This window comes from Thioclava electrotropha, assembly GCF_002085925.2.
GTDB classification, from domain to species: Bacteria; Pseudomonadota; Alphaproteobacteria; order Rhodobacterales; family Rhodobacteraceae; genus Thioclava; species Thioclava electrotropha.
Genome location: NZ_CP053562.1, coordinates 2,472,113 through 2,490,767, shown reverse-complemented (window position 1 = coordinate 2,490,767; position 18,655 = coordinate 2,472,113). Strand labels below are relative to the sequence as shown.

The following is an 18,655-nucleotide window of genomic DNA, read 5'->3' as shown; positions in this document are numbered from 1 at the left end:
GGTGTTGGTCACACCGGGCTGGTCTCACTCACTGCGCGAGCAGGGCTTTTGCCACGGTCTGTTCGGCTGGCCCTTCGAAAGGGCCATGCGTGAAGGCGGCGGCGGTGCGGCCTGTCTCGGGGCAGCGATAGACGGCGTTGGAGCTGAACGGCCCCGCGCCGGAATGGCCGAAAACGCGCGTGTCGCCCCAGTCGCCGCACATCAGCCCCAGCCCGTAACCATGCCGCGTCCAAGGGCGGTCGGGCAACGCGCCGCCCAATTCGCGGCAGGCGGTCATGCGGGCGAATGCGGCTTTGGGCAGCAGCCCGCGCAGCCCGTGCAATAGCCGCGCCGCATCGCCCGCCGTGCCGATCAGCGTGCGGTGATAGACCCAGCCGGGGTGGTAGTCGCGCGCCTCGGGCCAGTGAAGCGCCGCGAAATCAGCGGGCGTTTGGGCGAGCCGGACGTTCTCCAGCCCCAGCGGCGCTGCGATCCGCTCTTGCACCAGTTCCGCGAGGCTCCGGCCTGCGGCGCCTTCGATCACCTCGCGGGCTAGCATGTAGCCGAGGTTGGAATAGCGCCACCCTTCGCCGGGCGGAAATGGCGCGGGCTGCGCGAGCGTCCGGGCCACGAGCAGATCGCGCGGCCACGGCGTGCGCTCCGCTGCTACATCCGCGTGATAGGCGGGCAGGGTGCTGTAATCGGGCAGGCCTGCGCTATGCTCCAGAAGCTGCGCCAGCGTACCCCCCGCGCGCAGCTCCGGCAGATCGAGCGGCGCGTCCAGATCGAGCCGCTTCTCAGAGTCGAGCATCAACGCCAGCGCCGCGATCACGGGCTTGGTGAAGCTCCAATAGGGAAAGAGCCGCGCCCCTGACTGGGCCGCTTGGCAGCGTCCGTCGCGGTCAAACGTCGCGGTGAAGGCGGTGGGGGATTGGGTCAAAGCTTTGTCTTTATATGATTTTTCAGATGGGGCGGGCAGGGCGTTTTCCAATGGTATGTCATTTGCCGCATTGCGGCGCTGAAAAAAGTTGAAACGGCTTTGGCGTTTTGTATCATCACCTATGAATATGATCATGGGAGGAAGGGAGGCTTTCATGAGAGACGCACCCAAAGCATTTTGGTCACCGCTCGCCGCCGGCACCGCGCTCGGCCTGGCTCTGCTGTTGACCTTCGTCGTGACCGGGCACGGGCTCGGCGCATCCGGCTTCGTGACCCGCTTCGCGGCACAGGCCAATGACTGGGTCGCCCCGCAGGCGACCGCTGACAATTCCTATTTCGGGCCTTTCATGGCGGCGGGTAGCCCGCTTCTGAGCTGGATCACTTGGGAAGTGGTCGGCGTCCTGATCGGGGCGTGGCTCGGCGCGAAAGGCGCGGGCCGGATTTCGGTCAAGGTGGAGCGCGGCCCGCGCACCTCGAGCGGCAATCGCCTCGTCTACGCGCTGCTGGGCGGCGCGCTCGTGGGCTTCGGCGCGCGTCTGGCGCGCGGCTGCACCTCGGGTCTGGGCCTGTCGGGTAGTGCTACGCTCGCCGTGGCGGGCTTCGTCTTCCTGATCGGCTTCTTCGCGGCGGGCTTCGCCGTCTCGATGATGATGCGGAGGATCTGGCAATGAGCATCCCTCTTTACGATAGCGGCATAGCCTCGGGCCTCCTGTCGGGCATTCTCTTCGGCTACGCGCTGGAGGCGGCGGGCTTCGGCTCTCCGCGCAAGCTGACAGGGCAGTTCACCCTGCGCGACTTCTCGGTCTTCAAGGTGATGTTCACCGCCGTGATCGTCTGCGCCGTGGGGCTTTACGTGCTGCGGACGATGGGCTGGATGGGCCCGGCTGCGGTCTTCATCCCGACGCTCTTCTTCTGGGCGATCCTGCTGGGCGGCGTCTTCATCGGCGCGGGCTTTGCCGTGGGCGGCTATTGCCCGGGCACCTCTGTGGTCGGTGTGGCCTCGGGCCGGATCGACGCGGTGGTCTTCGCGATCGGCATGGTGCTCGGCACCTCGGTCTTCGCCTGGGTCTTCGACCCGATCAAGGATTTCTACCTCGCGGGTCAGGGGCCGACGGCACAGACCCTGCCGCAGCTCTTCGGGCTGCCGGAATGGGTGATCCTGCTGGCGCTGATCATCATCGCCGCCGTGGGCTTCCGCCTCGGCACGATCCTCGAGCGGTCGCGCGGCGGTCCGTTCACCGCCGAAGAGGTCTGCGCCCCGGATGACGAGGCCGACGACTTCGCTCTGACATCAGCAAACGCGCGCGGGTAACGAGTTGAAACACGGACGATATTCTAGGGAGGAAAAAGTCCATGAAACTGCATAAGAAACGCAAGAGCCTGCTGCGCGCCGCGATGGTGCCGGTGACCGCGGTCGCGATGAGCGCCGCCGTTCCCGCCACTTCGAGCGCTCAGGCGACCAACCCCTGCGCTCCGGCTGTGACGAACCCCTGTGCGCCGGCCAACCCCTGCGCACCGGCGGCCGCCAACCCTTGCGCCCCGGCGGCTGCAAACCCCTGCGCGCCCTCGGCGGCCAAGGCCGCGGATGCGGGCAGCGACGCGGCCCCGATGGCCAGCGGGCCCTATGACACCACCGTTAAGGCAACCCAGGCGCCCTATGGCGACAAGATGCCCCCGATCGTCGACAACTACCTGCGCGCGACGCCCTATGTCGGCACCGGTGGCTTCATCGATCCGACGGGCATTCCGATGCTCAAGATGCTCGGCTTCAAGACCGTCGTGAGCCTGCTCAAGCCCGACGAAGGCGCGCCGAACGAGGGCGATCTCGTGCAGAAGGCCGGGATGAATTACATCCAGATCTCCGTGCCGACCAAGGCGCCGACCGAGGCGCAGGTCGCCGAATTCGCGAAGATCGTCGAAGATCCGGCGAACTATCCGATCCTGCTGCATTGCGAGAGCTCGAACCGGGTGGGCGCGATGTGGGCGCTCTACCGCGCGTCGAAAGGCGTGCCGAACGAGATCGCCATCGAGGAAGGCCGTCAGGTCGGTCTGAAGACCTCGCGCGAACCGGCTGTGCGTGAAATGCTCGGCATGGAGCCGCTCTGAGCGCAGATGTCGCGATGACAAGGACGGGGTCAGCGCCTAGGCTGGCCCCGTTCGCATGAGGAGAGACCGATGATCCGACCCGAAACGCCCTCCGAGATGTCACCCGACAGCGCCAACCCGGCGACGCCCGCGCCCACGCTGCGCATCGCCAATCCCGGGATCGAGGGGCTGCCGCGTGCGCGCCTGGAAGAGATGCATGACGCGGCCGAGACTGTGCTCGAATGCGAGACGGTACTGGCGAAATCGGGGATGAGCGTGGTGTCGGAAGTGCTGCGCGGGCAGGGGGATTTTCTGGTCTGGTCGCGCTACCCGCAGGGCGATGTCTTCGATACCGAGACTCATTGCCACTATTTCTACCACGCCCATGACGCGCGCGAGATGGCCGAGGGCGAGAACGGGCATTTCCACCTGTTCATGCGCCCCGAAGGGATCATTCCGGGGCTGGAGCCGTGGGACCTGCCCGGTGCGAAGATCCCCGAGGACCGGGCGGCGCGCTTCGTCCATATCGGCGCGATCAGCGTGGATGCGAAGGGCCGGGCGATCCGCATTTTCACCACCAATCGCTGGGTCACGGATGAATGCCTCTACCGCGCCGAGGACATGATCCGGCTGCTCGATCATTTCGCGATCGAGCTGGCGCATCCGAACTGGGCGGTGAACCTGTGGCTAAGCGGAATGGTCACGCTCTACCGTCCGCAATTCGCGGCACTCCTGCGCGCGCGGGATGCGCAGATCGAGGCGTGGCTGGCGGATCACCCGGGCAGCGAGGTGCTGGAAGATCGCGGCTTGCAGAATATCAGCCAGTGGCCCGTCGATCCGGTCGCCCAGATCGGCGCGATCGAGGACAAGCTCGACCTCTGAGCTGCGGGGTCACACCGGCACGCTCGAGGGCGCGCAGTCATTGACCGAGAGGATCTCTGGCGCGCGGGTCTTCGCGTTCCACTCCACCTCCCAGGCGCGGCAGGGGCCGGATTTGTTCTTCAGCTGCCGCCAGCGCAGCCGGGGCGAGTCCACCCCCTCGCGCAGCAGCTTGTCGTAGATGGGCATCGCGTGCCAGCGCGTCTCCGCCGCGTTCGAGCCGCCATCGGGCAGGATCAGGCACAGCCCCGTCGCGCGGCCCTCCTTGGCGGCCAGTTGCAGTCGCCGCCCGGCCGTCAGCCCGATCTCGCGGGGCAATTCCCCGATCACCAGCGGCACCGAGCCGTCGCGCAGCGCCTCTTCCATCACGGCGAGCGTGTCGGTCTGGTCCTTGCCGCGCGCCAGCAGAAGCCGCGCCGGATCGAAGAAGCTCACCAGCCCGCGCGGATTGAGCCCCTCGCGGCGATGGCGCTCGTTCACCCAGAGGATCGGCCCCGTGGTGCTGGCGCAGACCGCGCAGGCAAAGCTCGTGGTGCCGATGCCGCAGACCTCATGGGTGCGGCCTTCGCGCAGGGGGAACGGGTGGGGCGTGATCATCGGTGCGGCAGCGGGTCGGGGTGAAACAAAGCATGAACATTGTAGGCAAGAGAAACCCGGCCTGCAAGGGATCGCAGGCCGGGTAAACAGAATGCCGAAAGCGGCGGGGCGTTACCTCAGGAACTCGAGCAGCGCGATGTTGAACTCTTCCGAATGGGTCACGTTGCAGCCATGCGGCGCGCCCTTGATCGTGAAGAACTGGCTGTCGGGGATCGCGTGGTAGGTTCGCGCACCAGAGCCTTCGAGCGGCACGATCGCGTCGCAGTCGCCGTGGATCACCAGAACGGGCACGCGCACCGCCTCCAGATCCTCGCGGAAATCGGTGGTGCCGAACGCTTCCATGCAGCCAAGTGCTGCGCTCTGGTCGGACTGGTTGCACAGCGTCACCGCCTGTTCGCATTCCTCGGCAGAGGCTTTGAGATCGCCGTCGACGCTGTAGAAATTCTCGACGAATTGCGGGAAGAACGCGTCGCGCCCGTCGCGCAGGCCCTGTTCCATCTCGCCTGCGGCTTCCTTGGTCAGCGGACCGTCGGGATTGTTCTCGCTTTGCATCAGGCAGGGCGTCACGGCGGAGGCGAAAACAGCGGCGCGCAGCCGGTCCTCGCCGTGGTTGCGGATGTAGCGCGCGACCTCGCCGCCACCCATCGAGAAGCCCACCAGCGTCACGTCGCGCAAATCCATCGCGGTGAGGATCGCATCGAGATCGGCGGCGAGCGTGTCGTAATCGAAGCCTTCGGTGGGTTTTTCCGCCAGACCGAAGCCGCGGCGGTCATAGGTTATGACGCGGTGACCGGCAGCGATCAGGGCGGGGACTTGTTTTTCCCACGCCTTGCCCGAGAGCGGCCAGCCGTGGATCAGGACCACGGGCCGACCCGAGCCGCCATGGTCGATTGCGTTGAGTTGGCCGGGGCCGAGCGGGGCTGCTGTCATGGGGGTCCTCCTGCGTCTTCAGCGTTTGAAGATCTCACCTGTTCACTGAAGTAACGCGGGCGACGCAGGCAAAGGTCCGAAATCTCATATATTTTTTGCATGTTTTCACGCCTCGGCGGGAGGGCGCCGAATTCCGTCGATCGCGGTGCCGTGCAACCCCCTCACATGCTTTGATCATTGCAATTAGCGCCCGTTCGCCTTATGTATTCTCTCGCTACGTTTGATTCCCAGATGCACTGTCTCCTTACGGCTTCAGTTTGCTTTCAAGAACTGACTACGCCGAGCTGACGCATTTCGCAGGCAGCATAATTTAATAGGAGACTCACGATGGCCGAAGGCACCGTGAAATGGTTCAATAGCACCAAGGGTTATGGCTTCATCGCACCGAACGATGGCGGCAAAGACATCTTCCTTCACATCTCCGCCGTTGAGCGCGCTGGCATCCAGCGTCTCGATGACGGTCAGAAAGTGACCTACGATCTGGAAACCGGCCGTGACGGCCGCCAGTCGGCAGGTAACATCGCGCTCGCGTAAGCTGAGCCCGTGTGACGGTTTGAGACGGCCCGTGCAATCGCGCGGGCCGTTTTCATTTGGGCCTTACCAAACGTCCGGGTCGATGCCCTTCGCGCTGAGTTCCGAGAACTTGTCCTGCAAGAAGCGCTGAAACGGCTGATCGGCGTAAGCGCCGCTGGCCACGTATTCGAGCCCCGACAGATGGTGGAAGGGCTTGAAATAGCCCGGCATTCTGAAGGCTTCGGCCTCGCGCACGGATTGCGCCCCTGCGCTCGCGGCCGGGATCAGCACCTGCGTCGGCGTGAAATTCACCGCCCATTTCTGCGCCAGCGCACGCTCCTCCAGCGCCTCGCCGTCGAAATCGGTGACCTCGCGCGCGCCCCAGAGATCGAGCTGCACGACCATGTAGCTCTTCTCGATCAGCCCGGTGATCTCGGGGCGCTCGAAATTCACCAGATGCATCTCGCGGCAATAGGGGCAGCCGCGCTGCTCGAAGAGCACCAGAAGCCCCTTGCCCTGATCGGCGGCCTCCTGAAGATCCTCTCCCAGATCGAGAAAGCCCTCGTGGAAGAAGGGCTGCTGATAGAGCCCGCCATCGCCCATCACCGCCTCGGCCTGCACGGGCCGCGCGCCTCCCAACGCACCTCCCACTGTCATCGCCCCGACTGTCAGGGCCAACATCTCGCGTCTGTTCATCGCGTCGTCCTCCCTTCTTGAGAGCCCGAGTATAGCACAGGCCGGGCGAATGGCGGGAATCGCGCTCTGAGGGCCGCGCCCGACCTCGGGTGGGCGCTTTACTCCGCATGTGACTGGGCTCTTTATCTTTCAAGCCCGTAGGTCGGTCGTGCCCGCGATGATATCACCAATGCGCCCTCCCGGGGGGAGGTCGGGCGCGGCCCGGGCTGGCCGCCCGGGCGTTGAGCAGGCCGACCCGTAATGAAAATGGGCTGGCCGCAAGACGTGTTGGCTCGCTCCATGCCCGCAACAGGAGGTTCATCACGCCTTTCTGCGGACCGGTTTCGGAGAACCTCAACGGCTACATCCGCTGGCTGGAGCTGAGGTTGGCGGGCGCATTGCCAGATGACGCGAAACGAGTTTCATAGAAAGATGCCGGCGAAGGCCTTTGTAGACGTCCATTCCGCCTATCAGGGCGTGCTCACGGGAGTTAGATTAAACGAATGACTGCAAGTTCTTACATTTCAACGTTGAGATCAAAGATTGGCAACGATCTTCTCTTGATTCCGAGCGTGGCGGCGCTCATTCACGATCGGCACGGACGGCTGCTTCTTCAAAGAAAAGCTGGCCCGGAAGGTTGGAGCCTTCCGGCTGGAGGTATTGAGCCTGGCGAAACTCCGAACGATGCCCTTCGGCGCGAAGTGCTCGAAGAAACTGGCGCGAAAGTCCTCAAGGCTGACGTCGTATCAGTATTGGGCGGAGAAGCATTTCGTTACCGATACCCCAACGGGCACTTGGTGGAATATACGGTGATCGTCTTCAAATGCGCAGTGGCACCGACGGATTCTCCCTGTATTGATTCAGAGACCGAGGAGCTTCGATACTTTTCGGCAGCTGACATGCCAAATCTTGCGCTTCCCTATCCCAAGGCGCTCTTGTTTTCAGGGTAACATTGATCCGCTGAGTAGACCGGCACGCTTTGCGGACATCCCAAACGAAAAAGGCCCCGCGCTCGCGGGGCCTTTTCCAATCTCGTAACCGTCAGCCTCAGGCCTTGGCGAGGTTGCGCAGCACGTAGTGCAGCACGCCGCCGTTCTTGAGGTATTCGATCTCCACCGCGGTATCGATCCGGCTCTTGAGCTTGATCTCCTTGGTGGTGCCGTCCTTGTAGGTGATGGTGCAGGGCACGATCGACTGCGGCTTGATTTCGCCTTCGAGACCTTCGATCGAGACCTCTTCCTCACCGGTCAGGTTCAGATCCTTGCGGGTCTGGCCTTCGGTGAACTCGAAGGGGATCACGCCGAAGCCGACGAGGTTCGAGCGGTGGATACGCTCGAAGCTTTCCGCGATCACGGCCTTGACGCCGAGCAGGTTGGTGCCCTTCGCCGCCCAGTCGCGCGAGGAGCCTGCGCCGTATTGCTCGCCCCCGAAGATCACCAGCGGCTTGCCGGCTTTCTCATAGGCCATCGCCGCGTCGAAGATCGAGGTCTGCTCGCCATCGGGGCCCTTGGTGTAGCCGCCCTCGACGCCGTCCAGCATCTCGTTCTTGATGCGGATGTTGGCGAAGGTGCCGCGCATCATGACTTCGTGGTTACCACGGCGCGAACCGTAGCTGTTGAAGTCCTTCGGTGCGACCTGACGCTCGACCAGGTATTTCCCGGCCGGGGTGTCGGGCTTGAACGAACCCGCCGGCGAGATGTGGTCGGTGGTCACGAAATCGCCCAGCACGGCGAGGATGCCCGCGTCCTTGATGTTCGAGATCGTGCCAGCTTCCGGCGACATGCCTTTGAAGTAGGGCGGGTTCTGGATGTAGGTCGACTGCGGCGGCCAGTCATAGGTTTCGCCGCCTTCGACTTCCACGCCCTGCCACTTCTCGTCGCCTTTGAAGACATCGGCGTATTTCTCGATGAACTTCTCGCGGGTGACGACCTTCTCGACGAGATCGGCGATCTCTTTGTCCGAGGGCCAGATGTCTTTCAGGTAGACGTCCTTGCCGTCCGGCGTCTGCGCGATCGGGTCGCTCGACAGGTCGATGTTCATGTCGCCGGCCAGCGCGTAGGCCACCACGAGGGGCGGGGACGCGAGGTAGTTGGCGCGCACGTCGGGCGAGATCCGGCCTTCGAAGTTCCGGTTGCCCGAGAGCACCGAGGTCGCGATCAGGTCGTTGTCGTTGATCGCCTTCGAGATTTCCGGCTGGAGCGGACCCGAGTTACCGATACAGGTGGTGCAGCCGTAGCCCACGAGGTTGAAGCCGACCGCGTCGAGATCTTCCTGAAGGCCAGCGGCTTCCAGATATTCCGACACGACCTGCGAGCCAGGCGCCAGCGAGGTCTTCACCCACGGCTTGCGGTCGAGGCCCAGTTCACGCGCCTTGCGCGCCACGAGACCCGCGCCGATCAGCACATAGGGGTTCGAGGTGTTGGTGCAGGACGTGATCGAGGCGATCACCACCGAGCCGTCGCGCAGCTCGTAATCTTCACCTTCGACCTTGGCGGTCTTGCCGATGGTGACCGATTTGGTCGCGATCGGGCCTTCGGCGGCCATGTTCTTGGCTTCCGACGAGATGTCGATGCCGCGGTAATCGGCAACCACGCCTTCGAACGCGTCAGCGGCGTTGGTCAGCGCGACATAGTCCTGCGGACGCTTCGGACCCGAGATCGCCGGAACGATGGTGTTCATGTCCAGTTCGAGCGTCGAGGAGTAGACCGGCGCGTAATCCGCGTCGCGCCACATGCCGTTTTCCTTGGCATAGGCTTCGACCAGCGCGATGCGGTCCTTGTCGCGGCCCGTCTGCTCGAGATAGCGCAGGGTTTCGTCATCGACCGGGAAGAAGCCACAGGTCGCGCCGTATTCGGGCGCCATGTTGGCGATGGTCGCGCGCTGAGCCAGCGGCAGGTTGTCGAGGCCGTCGCCGTAGAATTCGACGAACTTGCCGACCACGCCATGGGCGCGGAGCATTTCGACGACTTTCAGCACGAGGTCGGTGCCGGTGGTGCCTTCGACCATCGAGCCGGTCAGCTTGAAGCCCACGACTTCCGGGATCAGCATCGAGATCGGCTGGCCGAGCATGCCGGCTTCAGCTTCGATACCGCCCACGCCCCAGCCGAGAACGGCCGCGCCGTTGACCATGGTGGTGTGGCTGTCGGTGCCCACGAGCGTGTCGGGGTAGGCGACTTCGGTGCCGTCCTGATCCTTATCGGTCCAGACGGTCTGGGCGAGATATTCGAGGTTCACCTGGTGGCAGATGCCGGTGCCCGGCGGAACCACGCGGAAGTTCTCGAACGCGGTCTGGCCCCACTTGAGGAACTTGTAGCGCTCGATGTTGCGCTCGTATTCGCGGTCGACGTTCATCTGGAACGCGCGCGGGTTGCCGAATTCGTCGATCATCACCGAGTGGTCGATCACGAGGTCGACGGGCACGAGCGGGTTGATCTTCTGTGCGTCGCCGCCAAGACCCTTGATGCCGTCACGCATTGCCGCGAGGTCGACCACGGCCGGAACGCCGGTGAAGTCCTGCATCAGCACGCGGGCGGGGCGGTAAGCGATCTCGCGCGGGTTCTTGCCGCCTTGCTCGGCCCATTCGCCGAAGGCTTTGATGTCGTCGGTCGAGATCGTGAAGCCGTTATCCTCGAACCGCAGGAGGTTCTCCAGAACCACCTTCAGCGAAGCGGGCAGCTTCGAGAAATCACCCAGGCCAGCCTCGGTGGCGGCGGGGATCGAGTAATAAGCATAGGTTTTCGAACCGACGCTGAGTTCGCGGCGGGTCTTCGCGGTATCCTTACCGGTAACGATGGGCATGAGAATGGCCTCCCTTCAAGGGTCCTAAGGGTGTCGCTGGCGTGTGTTTGCCCCAAGCGCGCGATCCGTTCAAGAGGGTCGGGGCATTTTTAGTATACCATTGCACACAAAAACACGCGACTGGAGCGACCCAGCGTCATCTTGAACCGCGCATGGGCCGTATACGTTGGACATATATCGTTTCGCGCGCCCGGACAGAAAGAAATCTCTCAAAACATTGATTAGGCATGGTCTGAGCAGAAACGCTAGGTATAAAGACGGCGAAGTGAGGAGTGTTTTTCGAGTGCGCGCAGGACGTTTGACCGCGATGGGAGCTGCTTTCGCCGCAGGGCTGGTAAGCTTTGCGGAATTTGCGTCTGCCCAAGGGGCAGCCGACGCGCCGCCCGGGATGCGTCTCAACGCCTCCGAGGCGCTTCTCGACCAGATGGCCTCCGAGAAATCCGACACGCCCGCGAAGCCGAACCCCGTGGCGCCCGATCCCGACACCGAAGGCGAGCACGACCCGGTCGTGGTCGAGCTTTATACCTCGCAAGGCTGTTCGTCCTGCCCGCCGGCGGATGCGCTTCTCAAGGAGCTCACGGATCGGGACGATGTGATCGCGCTGGCGCTGCATGTCGATTACTGGGACTATCTCGGCTGGAAAGATCCCTTTGGAAAACCTGAGTTTTCCGCCCGGCAGAAGTCCTATGCGATCGCCGCGGGCGAGCGCACGGTCTACACCCCGCAGATGATCATCGCGGGCCGCGAGGCCCTTATCGGGCCGCAGGAAGCGGCGCTCGATACCGCCATCGCACGCGAGAGCGACGCCCATCCCGAGGTCGACCTGAAGATCACGGGGAAGGGCGATCATTACGAGATCGCGCTGAGCCCGGTTGATAAGCTGGAGACGCCCGCGATGGTGCAGCTCGTGCGCTACAAGCCCTCCGCCACGGTGGACATCCTGCGCGGCGAGAATGCCGGGCGCACGGTGACCTACAAGAACATCGTCACCAGCCTGACCGGCATCGCCGAATGGGACGGGCGCGCGCCGGTGACGCTCTCGGTCGATCTCGACGGGGACGCGCCCGCCGTGGTGATCGTTCAGGAATCCCGCCCCAGCAAGAACGGCCCGCTGCCCGGTCCGATCCTCGCCGCAGGTCAGCTCGACTGACCGGGCCGCGCCGAGCTGCGCCGAGCCCGTCAGGGAAGGGCGCAACCGTCCCTTCGGTACCCTGATTTTTCCTTGCATCCAGACGCGCATCCCGTATAAGGCCGCATCTTCCGCGTTTGCTATGAACCGGCGGAGCCTCTCGTGTTGGGTTGCGGAAGTGTCAGACGCCCAACTTTGAAGCCGCCTCGAAATACAGGAGTTCGCATGCCGCTTTACGAGCATGTCCTCATCGCGCGTCAGGATCTGTCCAACGCGCAGGCCGAAGGCCTTGTCGAACATTTCTCCACGGTCCTGTCGGACAACGGCGGCAAAGTCGTCGATTCCGAATACTGGGGCGTGAAGACCATGGCCTACAAGATCAACAAGAACCGCAAGGGCCACTACGCCTACCTGCGCACCGACGCCCCGTCGGCAGCCGTGCAGGAAATGGAGCGTCTGGCCCGTCTGCATGACGACGTGATGCGCGTCCTGACCATCAAGGTCGACGAGCACGAAGAGGGCCCCTCGGTCCAGATGCAGAAACGTGACGAACGCGACAACCGTCGCGAGCGCCGTTGATCGGTAGACAGGAGTAGACACCATGGCAAAACCGTTTTTCCGCCGTCGTAAGGTCTGCCCGTTCTCGGGTGAGAACGCGCCGAAGATCGACTACAAGGACACCCGTCTTCTGCAGCGCTACATCTCTGAGCGCGGCAAGATCGTCCCCGCCCGCATCACCGCCGTTTCGGCGAAGAAGCAGCGTGAACTGGCCCGCGCGATCAAGCGCGCCCGCTTCCTCGCCCTGCTCCCCTACGCCGTGAAATAAGGAGACCGACCGATGGAAGTGATCCTTCTCGAACGCGTGGCCAAGCTCGGCCAGATGGGTGACGTCGTCACCGTCAAGGACGGCTTCGGCCGTAACTACCTGCTGCCGCAAGGCAAGGCACTGCGCGCCAACGAATCCAACATCAAGAGCTTCGAAGAGCGCAAAGCGCAGCTCGAGGCCCGCAACCTCGAAACCAAGAAAGAAGCCGAAGCTCTGGCGTCGAAGATCGACGGCGAGACCTTCGTCGTGATCCGTTCGGCTTCGGACGGCGGCAACCTTTACGGTTCGGTCACCACCCGCGACGCGGCGAACATCGCCTCCGAGCAGGGTTTCTCGGTGGACCGCAAGCAGGTCATCATCCGCCAGCCGATCAAGGTTCTCGGCCTGCATGACGTCGAAGTGCACCTGCACCCCGAAGTCGTCGCCGAGATCCAGCTCAACGTCGCACGTTCGCCCGAAGAGGCCGAGCTGCAAGCGTCGGGCAAGTCGATCCAGGACGTGGCGGCCGAGGAAGAGGCTGCAGCCGAATTCGAGATCGCCGAACTGTTCGACGATATCGGCGGCGCGACCTCCGACGACGACGAGGGCGGCCCCGTTGCCACCCCCGAGTCGGCAGCCGAAGACGAAAACAACGCCTGATCGGTCGCTTCGACCTTTCAGTCCGAAAGATAGAGAACCGCGCCTTCCGGGGCGCGGTTTTTTCATGCTTGCCTGTCAGGGTAGTTCTGCCGAATTATGTCTAATGACATAATGGGCCCCCGACGCGCGGCGCAGACCCCGGAACCGCGTGCCGCAATCCGGCGTTGGCCCCTAAATGGCCCTCAGGGCTTTCAAAACAGGGGACATGCATGACGAAACGATCGGGGCAGGGCCCACGAGACGAAGCATCGAGCCGACGCGACCGGCTCGTGCAGGCAGGGCTTCTGGGCTTCGGCGTCTATCTCATGTGGCGGCGCTATCAGGACGATCGGCAGGCCGCGATCCACGGGCCCACGGAAGGCCGCAGCGCCCGCCATGTTCCCGCGACCCGCACCGACCGCTATGACCGGCCCGCCGACCGCGCGCTGGGACGTCAGGCGGAAAGCCCGTTCGAGATCCCCCGTGCAGGCTGGAAGGCCATCGCCAAGCGCGCTTACGGTCAGATCGACGAGGACCGCGTGCTGGCGGTCGCGGCGGGCGTGACCTTCTACGCGCTGCTCGCCCTGTTCCCGGCCCTGACTGCCACCGTCTCGATCTACGGCATCTTCGCGGATCGCCAGACCATGCTGCAGGACCTCGATGCGCTCAAGAACGTCATTCCGCCCGAGGCGCTGACGTTGATCCGCAACCAGTTGGAGCAGTTGATCGGGTCCAGTTCCAACGCGCTCGGCCTCGCCTCGATCTTCGGCGTCCTTCTGGCGCTCTGGTCGGCCAATGGGGGCGCGAAGGCGATGATCGGCGCGCTCAATGTGGCCTATGGCGAGAAAGAACGGCGCAGCTTCGTGCAGCTCAACGCTTTTGGGCTGGGCATGACGATCACCGGGATTGTCATGGTCTGCGCGCTGATCCTCGTGGCGGCCGTGCTGCCCGTGATGCTCGATTACATCCCGATGGGTGGGGCGCTGGATGCGGTGCTGCGCTGGGGGCGCTGGCCGGTGATGGCGCTGGTGCTGGTGGGGATGCTGATGCTGCTCTATCGCTTCGCGCCCGCACGCAACGCGCCGCGCTGGATCTGGGTCGTGCCGGGGGCGATCGCGGCTTCGATCTTGCTGCTGATCGTCTCGGCGGGGTTCTCGTTCTACACCTCGAACTTCGCGAATTACTCGAGCACCTATGGCTCGATCGGCGCGGTGGTGGTGCTGATGATGTGGATCTGGCTCTCGACGACGGCGGTGCTTCTGGGGGCCGAGATCAACTCTGAGGCCGAGCATCAGACCGCGCAGGACAGCACCATCGGAGACCCGCGTCCCTTGGGCGCGCGCAACGCCGTGGTGGCCGATGCGGTCGCGCCTGCGCCCTCGCGCAAGCGCTGAGCGCGGCAGGGCGCGCGAAACGGGCCTCAAAATCGCCGTTTTTTCAGGGAATCCTGTTCGGGCAAGCAACCCTGACGAGGCCCTGCCATGCGGCTGTTTTCGATCCTGCACTTCGCGCTGACCCACACGATCCTCGTGACGGGCGGGCTTTTGTACCTGCACGATCCCGAAGGCGCGCGCGACCGGCTCGCCTCGGCGGGCGAGGTGCTGCGCACCGCTATTTACGACCGGATCGAACCGGGCAATCCGGCGGCGGATCGCACGGCGTCCCTGCAGGTGGATCGTGCAGCCCAGAAGCTGCGCGAGGTGGCGACCGCGACCGATCTGCCCTCGCTGATCCCGAACGCGAAATTCCTGAAAGTGCCGACCGCGGAGTGAGCCGGGAAGAGAATGGTGGCGGGCGCGACCCGCGCCACATCCCATCCGCGAACGCAAAAGGCCGCCCCGAGAGGCGGCCTTCGCTATTACTGGGCTGAGCGCCCGAAGATCACAGCTCGTCGAGCTTCTCGATCTCTTTCTGCAGCTCTTCCTTGGTGACTTCCTTGTCGTCCACCTTGGCTTCGCCAGCGATGTAATCGACGACCTTGTCTTCGAAGAGCGGCGCGCGCAGCTGCTGCTGCATCTGCGGGTTCTGCTGCACGAATTCGAAGAAGGCGCGCTCCTGACCCGGGTACTGACGTGCCTGGTTCATGATCGCTTGGGTCATCTCGGCGTCGGAAACCTCGATCTCCTGCTTGCGACCGATTTCGGCGAGCAGCAGGCCAAGGCGCACGCGGCGCTCGGCGAGGGTGTTGTGCTCCTCGGTGGTCTCGATCTCGCCGTGGTCATGGCCGTGATCGTCCGGGTTCTCTTCGTGATAGAGCTGGTGCGCGATCTGCTTGGCCTCGGCTTCCACGAGCGAGGGGGGCAGGTCGAACTTCACCTGATCGTCGAGCTGGTCGAGCAGGCCACGCTTCATCACCTGACGCGCTGCGCCCTGGTATTCAGCTTCCAGACGCTCTGCGACCTGGGCTTTCAGCGCGGCGAGGTCTTCGGCACCGAACTGCTTGGCCATCTCGTCGTCGATCTCGGCAGCCTTCGGCGCCTTCACTTCGTGGACCTTGCACTTGAACAGCGCTTCCTTGCCCGCGAGATGCTCCGCACCGTATTCGGTCGGGAAGGTCACGGTCACTTCGACGTCGTCATCGGCTTTCGCGCCGACGAGCTGCTCTTCGAAGCCCGGGATGAACGAGCCCGAACCGACTTCCAGCGGGTAGCCTTCGCCCTTGCCGCCTTCGAACGCTTCACCGTCGACGAAGCCTTCGAAGTCGATCACGACCTGATCGCCGTTCTCGGCCTTGCCTTCTTTGGTCTCGAAGTTCTTGGCGGTCGCGGCGAGGCTTTCCAGCGCTTCGTTCACTTCGCCTTCGTTGGCCTTCACGACCAGACGCTCGAGCTTGACGCCCGACAGATCGACATCCGGGATTTCCGGCAGCGCTTCGTACTCGACGGTCACGACCACGTCGTCACCCTCTTTCCAGTCTTCGCCGTCTTTCATCTCGATCTTCGGCTGCATCGCGGGGCGATCGCCGGTTTTCTCGAAATGCTCGCTCATCGCGCCGTCGACCGATTCCTGCATCGCTTCGCCGAGGATGCGCGGGCCGAATTGCTTGCGCAGCATCGCCATCGGAACCTTACCCTTGCGGAAGCCCTTCATCTCGATCTCGGGCTGCGCTTCGGAAAGCTTCGCGGTGACCTTCTCGTCGAGTTCCTTGGCGGTGATGGTGATCTCGTAGCCGCGCTTGAGGCCGTCGTTCTGGGTCTCGGTGACCTGCATGGTTTGTCCTTTGTCTCTGGGCGCCGCGCGGATCGCGGCCGGTTCTCGAATTTCAGGCGTCCTTCTATTGAGCCTCAGCCATGGTGGCAAGGCGAAAAGGGGCTGCGGGGCGGCCTCCGGGCGGTGAAATACGCGCGCGAGCGGGCGCGTGCGAGGAGATGCCGGGAACACAGGATCGAGAGCGGGCAGGGCGGGCGCTGACAAAGCGGCGCAAGGTGCGGCGCGCGGCCGTAGCGGATCGGGAAGGAAGTTGCAGCCGGGACGCACCACCCCACAATGGTCGCCCCGGCCGCGAATCCGGGATTGCGCCGAACGGGCGCGCTGTCGTGATCTCTCACCGCTTCGGCGGATCCGCCCCCTTGTTTGCGGAGCCCAAGCGAAGACGTCACGATCTCCCTGACCTTCATCCTAGGTCAGAAGTGTTTGAAACTCAGCGGTCATTTTCGGACAGATCGCCTTTTTGCGGCCCGTGCTGTGGTCGAAAAATCCGGCTTCACGCGACGGCGCGCCAGCCGCGCTCGACGCATTCGAACTTCACCGCCTGCCTGCGGAAATGGTCGCGCACGAACCCGGGCGAGAGCCAGAGCCGGCCCCGCCTGCGCGGCAATTCCCACCCAAGGTGGCCCGCCTCTTCGGCCTTCTGGATCATCCGCTTGATCTTCGAGACCGAGATCAGGAACTGCTCCGCCAGAGCGGCGATGCTGACCGGTTTGAGATAGATGCGCCCGTCGGTCTCGCGCAGGTCGGTGAGCATGCGGATCAGCGCATGGAGCAGGATGCCGCCGGTGTCGGAGCCGAGGAAATGCGCCATCGAGGGCGGCGGCGCGCACCATTCGGGATCGGCGCGGATGATTTCGACCATGTGCCGCTGCATCGCGAAGGGAAGATCGGGAGCGTTGCGCGCCGCTGCCAGCCGCGCGCCACCGTCGAGCATGTCGAGGCAATGCAGATGCCCCTCGCACCAGCGCCGCATTCCCTCTTCGGCCATGAGCGTGGTGGTGACGGGCCGCAAGCGCCCGTCGCCTTTGTGCTCGGAGGGCGGGGCGAGTAGGCCATGCACCTCCATCTCGCCCAGATACTGGCTCAGCGTCTTGCGGTTGATCTCGACATGGGGCGTCAGCGCCGTAAGAAGCCGGCCCGGCGTCAGTTCCGGCGCGTCCGGCTCCGTCTTCGCCCGCATCGCCAGCGCGAAACTGGTCTGGCTGACGAGCCAGCGCCGATGCGAGGCCATGTGCCGCGCGATCCGCGGCGTCTGCGCCTGCACATCGAGCAGCATTGTCGCCACCGCCTTCTGTGTGGCGAAGAAATTCGGATTGGCCGCAATCGCGTCGCGGCTGAGCGCGTAGCTGGAATTGGGGGAGCGCGAGCCGGACTCCGGCGGGTCTTCGACAGGCCGCCGGGGCGGCATTTGCGGGCCTTCGACCATCACGCCTCCCACGCTTTCGGTCACCAAAGCGGGGGCGTACCGGGCCCGCGCAGCCATATAAAACTAGCATAGCCGAGCAATAAGGCGAGGATATGGTGCGATATTCTGGAGGTTGGGAGTGGTGCGGGTGAAGGGACTCGAACCCCCACGCCAAAGGCGCTTGGACCTAAACCAAGTGCGTCTACCAATTCCGCCACACCCGCATCAGGGGCGTAATAGCAACAGGCTGCGGGCTCGGAAAGAGGAAGATGCGATTTTGCTCGTCTTAACGAGATGGTGAGGGTTAGCCTGTACCCAAAGGCGCGTCAGACGCCGAAGTTACGAGTAGGCAAGAGCAGGTATCGCCATGGGACAGGCACCAGGGCGGGGGGATGGCATGGCCATGCTCCGCCAGATCATCGAATCCAATCCACGCCACAGCCTTCCGGGTCCGGCTGGCCCGAATGTGACCGAGCGCGTATCGCCCACCGAGGCGCGCAAGCCGAAGCCGGATCTCAGCGCGGGGATCGCCGCCGGGGCGCGGGTCTACACGCTCGACGGGGCCATCCCGATCGAGTTTCTCGAACCCGGCGATCGGATCGTGACCCGCAGCGGGACGTGCAAGCTCAAGGCGTTGCGGGCGGGCGATTATGTGGGCGCGCTGATCCGGATCTTGCCCGGCGCGCTTGGCCATGATCGGCCCGGGGCGCCGCTCCTGATTGCTCAGGGCGCGCAACTGATGATGCGCGACTGGCGGGTACAGGTGATCTACGGCAAGCGCGAGGCGCTTCTGCCCGCGCAATCTGTCGTCGACGGCCACTATGTCACGCTGGGCCAAGGCCGCGCGCGGCTCTTCGTGCTGGAATTCGAGACGCCCGAAGTGATCTATGTCGATGGTGTGGAAATGGCCGCCGCAGTGGCAAGCGTCGACGCCTGATCGACGCGGAATTCCCGACAATCTTCATAAGTCTCAGAGGGTTGCGAGGCGTCGTCTCGTCACATCTGCGATAGTGATTTGACATAAACGTGCCTGATCACGCGCTTGTGTTGACAGGATGATATGTCATTTGCA

The 18,655-nt window shown here is 64.0% G+C and carries 20 protein-coding genes and 1 tRNA gene; 13 read left to right on the top strand and 8 right to left on the bottom strand.

Annotation, left to right across the window (positions count from 1 at the left end; all coding sequences use genetic code 11):
- Window positions 1-28: 28 nt before the first annotated feature.
- On the bottom strand, window positions 29-919 hold the full coding sequence (locus AKL02_RS11870) for a serine hydrolase domain-containing protein (protein ID WP_232621610.1): 891 nt from the start codon (window positions 917-919) through the stop codon (window positions 29-31).
- 154 nt (window positions 920-1,073) lie between these two features.
- Between AKL02_RS11870 and AKL02_RS11865 the strand changes: the two genes are divergently transcribed.
- The 4 genes from AKL02_RS11865 (at window position 1,074) to AKL02_RS11850 (ending at window position 3,885) form a co-directional block, all read left to right on the top strand.
- Complete coding sequence (locus tag AKL02_RS11865; protein ID WP_083077375.1) at window positions 1,074-1,589, top strand: YeeE/YedE thiosulfate transporter family protein; 516 nt, start codon at window positions 1,074-1,076, stop codon at window positions 1,587-1,589.
- A complete protein-coding gene (locus AKL02_RS11860; protein ID WP_083077373.1) occupies window positions 1,586-2,230 on the top strand; it encodes a DUF6691 family protein in 645 nt (214 codons plus the stop codon). The genes AKL02_RS11865 and AKL02_RS11860 overlap by 4 nt, the downstream gene beginning before the upstream one ends.
- Window positions 2,231-2,271: 41 nt before the next feature.
- Complete coding sequence (locus AKL02_RS11855; protein ID WP_083077371.1) at window positions 2,272-3,024, top strand: protein tyrosine phosphatase family protein; 753 nt, start codon at window positions 2,272-2,274, stop codon at window positions 3,022-3,024.
- A 69-nt stretch (window positions 3,025-3,093) separates the two neighbouring features.
- On the top strand, window positions 3,094-3,885 hold the full coding sequence (locus tag AKL02_RS11850) for a DUF6969 family protein (protein WP_083077369.1): 792 nt from the start codon (window positions 3,094-3,096) through the stop codon (window positions 3,883-3,885).
- A gap of 9 nt (window positions 3,886-3,894) precedes the next feature.
- On the opposite strand, the gene AKL02_RS11845 is transcribed toward AKL02_RS11850, so the two are convergent.
- Complete coding sequence (locus tag AKL02_RS11845; RefSeq protein WP_083077366.1) at window positions 3,895-4,479, bottom strand: ImuA family protein; 585 nt, start codon at window positions 4,477-4,479, stop codon at window positions 3,895-3,897.
- Window positions 4,480-4,590: 111 nt separating this feature from the next.
- Complete coding sequence (locus AKL02_RS11840; RefSeq protein ID WP_083077363.1) at window positions 4,591-5,409, bottom strand: alpha/beta fold hydrolase; 819 nt, start codon at window positions 5,407-5,409, stop codon at window positions 4,591-4,593.
- Between the two features lie 327 nt (window positions 5,410-5,736).
- Between AKL02_RS11840 and AKL02_RS11835 the strand changes: the two genes are divergently transcribed.
- Window positions 5,737-5,943 carry a cold-shock protein gene (locus AKL02_RS11835; protein ID WP_078520927.1) on the top strand — a complete coding sequence of 69 codons (207 nt, stop codon included), beginning with the start codon at window positions 5,737-5,739 and terminating at the stop codon, window positions 5,941-5,943.
- Between the two features lie 63 nt (window positions 5,944-6,006).
- Here the strand turns inward: AKL02_RS11835 and AKL02_RS11830 are convergent, their stop codons facing one another.
- On the bottom strand, window positions 6,007-6,618 hold the full coding sequence (locus AKL02_RS11830; RefSeq protein WP_083077360.1) for a thioredoxin family protein: 612 nt from the start codon (window positions 6,616-6,618) through the stop codon (window positions 6,007-6,009).
- Between the two features lie 482 nt (window positions 6,619-7,100).
- Between AKL02_RS11830 and AKL02_RS11825 the strand changes: the two genes are divergently transcribed.
- Window positions 7,101-7,547 carry an NUDIX domain-containing protein gene (locus AKL02_RS11825; protein ID WP_165756955.1) on the top strand — a complete coding sequence of 149 codons (447 nt, stop codon included), beginning with the start codon at window positions 7,101-7,103 and terminating at the stop codon, window positions 7,545-7,547.
- Window positions 7,548-7,644: 97 nt separating this feature from the next.
- Here AKL02_RS11825 and acnA read toward each other — a convergent pair whose 3' ends face one another.
- On the bottom strand, window positions 7,645-10,395 hold the full coding sequence (acnA, locus tag AKL02_RS11820) for an aconitate hydratase AcnA (RefSeq protein WP_083077357.1): 2,751 nt from the start codon (window positions 10,393-10,395) through the stop codon (window positions 7,645-7,647).
- A gap of 307 nt (window positions 10,396-10,702) precedes the next feature.
- On the opposite strand from acnA, the gene AKL02_RS11815 reads away from it, so the two are divergent.
- The 6 genes from AKL02_RS11815 to AKL02_RS11790 all read left to right on the top strand — a co-directional run bounded on the left by AKL02_RS11815 (window position 10,703) and on the right by AKL02_RS11790 (window position 14,740).
- Window positions 10,703-11,545, top strand: coding sequence for a DUF1223 domain-containing protein (locus AKL02_RS11815; protein ID WP_232621609.1), 843 nt, complete (start codon window positions 10,703-10,705; stop codon window positions 11,543-11,545).
- 204 nt (window positions 11,546-11,749) lie between these two features.
- A complete protein-coding gene (gene rpsF / locus AKL02_RS11810; protein WP_078520924.1) occupies window positions 11,750-12,103 on the top strand; it encodes a 30S ribosomal protein S6 in 354 nt (117 codons plus the stop codon).
- A gap of 22 nt (window positions 12,104-12,125) precedes the next feature.
- Complete coding sequence (gene rpsR, locus AKL02_RS11805) at window positions 12,126-12,350, top strand: 30S ribosomal protein S18 (RefSeq protein ID WP_038073027.1); 225 nt, start codon at window positions 12,126-12,128, stop codon at window positions 12,348-12,350.
- A 12-nt stretch (window positions 12,351-12,362) separates the two neighbouring features.
- A complete protein-coding gene (gene rplI / locus AKL02_RS11800) occupies window positions 12,363-12,989 on the top strand; it encodes a 50S ribosomal protein L9 (protein WP_083077355.1) in 627 nt (208 codons plus the stop codon).
- Window positions 12,990-13,198: 209 nt separating this feature from the next.
- The gene (locus tag AKL02_RS11795) at window positions 13,199-14,362 is read left to right on the top strand and encodes a YihY/virulence factor BrkB family protein (RefSeq protein ID WP_083077352.1); all 1,164 of its coding nucleotides are present in this window, start codon (window positions 13,199-13,201) and stop codon (window positions 14,360-14,362) included.
- Window positions 14,363-14,449: 87 nt separating this feature from the next.
- Window positions 14,450-14,740, top strand: coding sequence for a hypothetical protein (locus AKL02_RS11790; RefSeq protein ID WP_083077349.1), 291 nt, complete (start codon window positions 14,450-14,452; stop codon window positions 14,738-14,740).
- Window positions 14,741-14,849: 109 nt separating this feature from the next.
- On the opposite strand, the gene tig is transcribed toward AKL02_RS11790, so the two are convergent.
- The 3 genes from tig to AKL02_RS11775 form a co-directional block, all read right to left on the bottom strand.
- A complete protein-coding gene (gene tig, locus AKL02_RS11785; RefSeq protein WP_083077347.1) occupies window positions 14,850-16,178 on the bottom strand; it encodes a trigger factor in 1,329 nt (442 codons plus the stop codon).
- Window positions 16,179-16,671: 493 nt separating this feature from the next.
- A complete protein-coding gene (locus tag AKL02_RS11780; RefSeq protein WP_083077344.1) occupies window positions 16,672-17,604 on the bottom strand; it encodes a hypothetical protein in 933 nt (310 codons plus the stop codon).
- A gap of 119 nt (window positions 17,605-17,723) precedes the next feature.
- Window positions 17,724-17,807, bottom strand: a tRNA-Leu gene (locus AKL02_RS11775).
- 173 nt (window positions 17,808-17,980) lie between these two features.
- On the opposite strand from AKL02_RS11775, the gene AKL02_RS11770 reads away from it, so the two are divergent.
- Entirely contained in the window at window positions 17,981-18,520 is a 540-nt protein-coding gene (locus AKL02_RS11770) for a Hint domain-containing protein (RefSeq protein WP_165756954.1), read from the top strand.
- The last annotated feature ends 135 nt before the right edge of the window (window positions 18,521-18,655 follow it).